This window comes from Ethanoligenens sp., assembly GCF_047718355.1.
Lineage (GTDB): Bacteria > Bacillota > Clostridia > Oscillospirales > Ethanoligenentaceae > Ethanoligenens.
In genome coordinates, this window is the sequence record NZ_JBDNLG010000141.1 from 1 (window position 1) to 3,921 (window position 3,921).

General features: G+C 46.8%; 8 protein-coding genes. All 8 read right to left on the bottom strand.

Annotation, left to right across the window (positions count from 1 at the left end; all coding sequences use genetic code 11):
• The coding region (locus tag ABF463_RS14075; protein ID WP_415534598.1) for a ParA family protein at nucleotides 1-821 on the bottom strand (821 nt) is incomplete at its 3' end.
• Between the two features lie 10 nt (nucleotides 822-831).
• Entirely contained in the window at nucleotides 832-1,326 is a 495-nt protein-coding gene (locus ABF463_RS14080; RefSeq protein ID WP_415534600.1) for a hypothetical protein, read from the bottom strand.
• Nucleotides 1,327-1,339: 13 nt separating this feature from the next.
• On the bottom strand, nucleotides 1,340-1,555 hold the full coding sequence (locus ABF463_RS14085; protein WP_415534602.1) for a hypothetical protein: 216 nt from the start codon (nucleotides 1,553-1,555) through the stop codon (nucleotides 1,340-1,342).
• A gap of 165 nt (nucleotides 1,556-1,720) precedes the next feature.
• The gene (locus ABF463_RS14090) at nucleotides 1,721-1,987 is read right to left on the bottom strand and encodes a hypothetical protein (RefSeq protein ID WP_415534604.1); all 267 of its coding nucleotides are present in this window, start codon (nucleotides 1,985-1,987) and stop codon (nucleotides 1,721-1,723) included.
• Nucleotides 1,988-2,031: 44 nt separating this feature from the next.
• Complete coding sequence (locus ABF463_RS14095) at nucleotides 2,032-2,391, bottom strand: hypothetical protein (RefSeq protein ID WP_415534606.1); 360 nt, start codon at nucleotides 2,389-2,391, stop codon at nucleotides 2,032-2,034.
• A 21-nt stretch (nucleotides 2,392-2,412) separates the two neighbouring features.
• Nucleotides 2,413-2,862, bottom strand: coding sequence for a hypothetical protein (locus tag ABF463_RS14100; RefSeq protein WP_415534608.1), 450 nt, complete (start codon nucleotides 2,860-2,862; stop codon nucleotides 2,413-2,415).
• Between the two features lies 1 nt (nucleotide 2,863).
• On the bottom strand, nucleotides 2,864-3,148 hold the full coding sequence (locus ABF463_RS14105) for a hypothetical protein (RefSeq protein WP_415534610.1): 285 nt from the start codon (nucleotides 3,146-3,148) through the stop codon (nucleotides 2,864-2,866).
• Nucleotides 3,149-3,239: 91 nt separating this feature from the next.
• A complete protein-coding gene (locus ABF463_RS14110; protein ID WP_415534612.1) occupies nucleotides 3,240-3,614 on the bottom strand; it encodes a hypothetical protein in 375 nt (124 codons plus the stop codon).
• Nucleotides 3,615-3,921: the final 307 nt, after the last annotated feature.

Consider the following 3,921-nt stretch of genomic DNA (forward strand, 5'->3'; position numbering starts at 1 on the left):
CTTGCAGGCGGCCGCACCGCTCGGTGTTGATCTCTTCCCTGCTCCAGCACTTCGCTGGTCAGCCCCCTATAAGCGGCGGCTACTTTTCCGTCCGGGTCATGCTGGTAAATGCTGCGGCCTTTAGCGGGAGATTCCGCGGCGCGGACAGAATACGGAATGCTGGATTCGAAAACAGGAATGCTGGCGCCATACGCGGCGTTTATTTTTTCCTGAATTTCACGGTTAAATACCGTTCGACTATTGACCATTGTGAACAGGATGCCGTCCACCTGTAATCGGGGATTGAGATATTCGCGCGTCTGCGCAATGCTTTTGAGCAGCTGTTGCAGCCCGCGCGTGGAAAGGAAGTCTGCCTGTACGGGTATAATCACGCTGTCCGCCGCCGCCAGGGCGTTGATGGTCATCATGCCAAGGGATGGTTGGCAATCAACGATCACAAAATCGTAGTATGGACGTGTCTGCTCTATGAGTTTGCTTAATACGCGCTCGCGTCCCATCGGCAGGCCGACCAGGAATAATTCGGTGTTGGCAAGATCAATACTGGCCGGAATCAAATCAACACCTTCACTGTGATGGAGAACGCCTTCTTGAAAATCCATCGGTTGGCCGCGGATGATTTTTTCCATCATGCTGGCCAGTGTCACATCGAAGTCGTCTCTGTCTGTGTAGCCGAGGCTGGCGGACAAGCTGCCCTGCGCATCGCCGTCAATCAAAAGGATTTTCTTACCTTTTTGCGCAAGGCCGATGCCCAGGCTTTCTGCCGTTGTAGTCTTGCCCACGCCGCCCTTTTGGTTGGCAAGGATTTTTACATTTGCGGTCATACTTATTCCCTCACTTTTTCGTCGCGCTTCGCGCGCCTGTTTGTAGGCATTCTACAATGGCTTCAAACGAAAATCCGTCTTTTAGCAGGTCATGAATCAGAACCATCATCAGATGAGACCAGCCATCGGGATCTCCGGCGACTCTTACAGAAACTCCAGGGGTGGAACCGTGATATTCGATTTCCGCAGAAATAGCAACGGTGGACCCATGACCGATTACCCATTTTACTTCCTGTTTAAACAAATTCTCGTCTTTGCCCTGTTGGGCAGACAGCATAAGAGCAAACGGTGACATATCCTTTTCTACAAGGGTGGCGGCGATGCGTTCAAGAAAAACTGACAAAATGGTTTCATTGCCGAAAGCATAAACTTCTAAGCCGGTTCCCGGAATGGTCGCAACCAAAATTCGCGGCGTGTGGCATTCAGTATCCTTTTCCATCCTGTTAGGCAGATCGTTCTCGGTCATAAGGCCACGCGCAATGCAGCCTGGATTAAATGGATTCATATTACGTTCCTCCTTATGCAACAGCGTCCAGGCCCGCCTGAACAGCCGCCAATATAAATTCACGGTTGGTGCCCTGCCGCAAAAGCGCGTCCACAAGGTGCGCCAACAGCGATGCGTTTAAAATCGCATCTTTGGTTGCGTATACGGTGACTTTCCCATTTTTACTGGTAGCGCTGATCGCACCGGACTGCCCAATACGGTTGCTCATATTCTGTTTGCTGTTGTTCATGTTGCGGTCTCCTTCTTTAGACACAAAAAAAGAGCGTCAGAGCACAGGCGCTCACGAGAATGGCTATAGCAGCAATTATCCAACATGCCGCAGTGTGATATTTTTTCCAGAGAAAGAAAACAAACTCCCCGATAGCGGCCCCAATGGCAATTGAATAATAGATTCTCATTTTGACCCTCTGTTTTTTGTTTCTGCCCACACCTTAATACCTCGACACATCCGGGCGGTATTATTCGGAGTGTCGGAAAACGTGTTCAGTAAGCAGGCAATTGTCATGCCGGCGAGTTCCGGGGCACAGTTGGCAACACAATGAAATCCGTCTGCATCCTCCATGGCGTTAACAGAATTTCTTCGCTGGGGCGGCGAAGGCCGGCCAAGCGAAGATTCAAATTCGTTCCATAATTCAGGAATTGTTTTCAATTTCTTTTTCATGTTTTTCCCCCGATCTTTCAATTGATCACACATTCAAAGTCTGCTTACTCAACATGCACTTTAACGATTTTATACGCATTACTGCTTGCATCGTGAATCATCAAAGTTGTGTTACCGGAAGCCACTGCCCATACAACATTCTTGCTACCTGAAAACAGGCCGTCGTCACTATTCGTTCGAACTTTCAAGATGTTGGTGTTTCCCGATTCCAAATCAATTCTGTAATTTTGCAAATTGACGGATTGTCCGACCTTTAAATCGGACATGTCTATTTGGGTAGCCGCAGCATAATCTCTATGCTCCTGATCTGAATTCGTCTCTATGGCCCATATCCCCGTCCCAACAATAAAAGCCACTGCAATAACGGCAGCCAAATATGCGAGCAGATCATCTTCATCAAACATAAAGTTTCATCAATTCTCCTTTTACGATTTCCCGAGATCTACTACGGCGATGGGAATTGTCTCATGAACATCACCGTTTACCTTGTTCGTCACCAAAACAGTGGCTGTGCCAGTAGACGCCGCCCAAATAGATCCGTTCGCAAGAATTTTGACGACGGTGGAGTTGCTACTGTTCAAATCCACTTGGTAACGGCTCAGATCGATTACTTCCCCTTGCTTGAGCTGAGATAAATGCATCGAAGTAACCGCGCGATAATCCGCGTTGCATTGGGTGACCCATTGATAATCTGACTGGGCAAGCGCGGCATGAACTGTAAGACAAACAAGTCCCAAGGCAGCAGCAACAGGAGCAATGATGCGCGCGCCGCGCACAATAACGCCTAAAATAATGCCTGCGACACATAAAATGCTCACAACAACATCGGCAACAGCTTTCAAAATCTTGGCGATTCTAAATGTAATGGTCTCCACATCACGTTCTCTCCTTCTCTTTTTTAGGCATACGCCGTTTCCGATAGATTTCATTGAAGCGCCAGCCGCCAATTCGACAAAGGGCCTTTACAGCCGCTTGATAGCGATCTTCCCGGTCTGCCGGGATGGCCTGCTCCAGTTGCCGTCTTGCTTCGAAAATATCTTCTTTGAAGCAGGGACGGCTCCAAAGTCCGCACTGCTGGCCGCACGTTGCCTCAAACGCTGAAAGGATATCGTTTACGCTGATTGGATCAAATGAGGATTTTATGCCTGCGTCGGTTTCCATGGCGTAATCTCCTCCTTGCTGTTTTTAGGCATAAAAAAAGCCCGCCATTTTCAGGCGGGTTTACAACGCATATTGAGCAAGTATGCAAGATTCAACTGGCGGATTTTTCAATCCGGTAATCTTCCATAATGTCCTCAAAATCTAAAAGGAAAGATTTCACAAAATATTTAAGCGCATCTTGGTTCTTGCACATTGCAACAAGAGTATCGTCCAATTGAAGCCCCATGCTTTCGTATAATTCATCAATGGAATCATACAATTCCTGATACTGGCCGGAATAAAACAGATCCACAAAAATGTTGTGGATTTTCTCAACCATTTCCATATCCTTGGTATCAGTTTCGCACAAAGACCGAACAAGTGGTAATGTAACTGCACCAGAAATTAAATTAATTCTGTTGCAATTGATTTGACCATCTGGGAAAAGGACGTCGGCGGCGATAAGTTTCTGATCGTTGTCACTCATTGAGTACCTCCTATAGCAGTTTGTGCTTCCTTTATTTTATTGTAACACAAGATATTTTCATATTCACCATTGTGTCCACCAAAACCTCTTTGGTGACATTTTGATGACACAAGTTATGCGAACTTATAAGAACTTATAAGAAGATATGGGAATTATGGCTTTCACAGCTTATGAATAATGGCCATTTTAACGCCCTTTTTGCCCTTTTTGAGGGGTAAAAAGGGCGTTTGGCTGAAATTCCTGCTTTAATGCAGGGTATAGTTGATTGTAATCAGAATTATTAGGTATAATGGGGGGTGCCTTGACC